This window comes from Acinetobacter pseudolwoffii, assembly GCF_002803605.1.
Classification (GTDB): domain Bacteria; phylum Pseudomonadota; class Gammaproteobacteria; order Pseudomonadales; family Moraxellaceae; genus Acinetobacter; species Acinetobacter pseudolwoffii.
Genome location: NZ_PHRG01000029.1, coordinates 1 through 897 on the forward strand (window position 1 = coordinate 1; position 897 = coordinate 897).

Annotated in this window: 2 pseudogenes; one reads left to right on the forward strand and one right to left on the reverse strand. The window is 44.4% G+C overall.

The annotated features are described in order from the left end of the window. Window positions 1-385: pseudogene (locus tag CWI32_RS15035) on the reverse strand (hypothetical protein); the annotation flags it as partial. Between the two features lie 2 nt (window positions 386-387). On the opposite strand from CWI32_RS15035, the pseudogene CWI32_RS15040 reads away from it, so the two are divergent. Then, window positions 388-651: pseudogene (locus tag CWI32_RS15040) on the forward strand (RDD family protein); the annotation flags it as partial. Between the last annotated feature and the right edge of the window lie 246 nt (window positions 652-897).

Consider the following 897-nt stretch of genomic DNA (forward strand, 5'->3'; position numbering starts at 1 on the left):
TTCCATTTACCAAGCAAGGGGTAGGGGTAGATGCCGCGCTGAGTACGATTCCGGTCGCTGGAGATATCGCCGGCTTTGTATTGACCTTTTTGCATTTTTTCAAAATACCATTGAGCTCGTCATCATCCAGGGCATAGTGCACGTCTTTGTTGTCATCAATCCGATACAAGGGCGGCATGGCAACGAATAAATGCCCTTCTTCCACCACGGTCGGGAAATGCTTGACGAACAGGGCACAGAGCAAAGTTGCAATATGCAGACCGTCGGAATCGGCATCGGCCAGAATACAGATTTTGCCATAACGTAGCTCGGACAGGTCATCTGAACCCGGATCGACACCGATCGCAATCGCGATGTTATGTACTTCTTGCGATGCCAAAACTTCAGTTACTCTGGTTACCAGCGACTTTTATTCTGACTGGATTCTTCACCCCTGAACAGGAAGTCCGCTTTGCAGAATTGAACCAAGAGTTCATGAATGTGATACTCAACAGTGATGCTGATCCTACCATGGCGCAGCAACTGCAAACCCAGATGTTTGAGATGTTTTCTCAACAAGCCTGGATTGCAACTGCGGTCTATTTACTGATCATGCTGGTGATTCAAGCCTACCTTATTGCCAAATCTGGGCAAAGTATTGGCAAAAAAATGAAGGTTGAGAAATGCAACAGTCCCATGCTTCATTGTGCTACATACCAATATGGCGGTAGATACAACAGTTGCACCAGAAAAATTACATGACATTTATTTGAAAAAGAATATGCAGTTTTTGGGGAAAATTAATACTGTTTCTGATCTTTTGATCAGTGTATACGATGACTATCAACTGGTTGGGGACGATGATGAGGAGTGTGAAAAACATTCCTATGCATCTCTATATCGGAAGGTGAATACCTT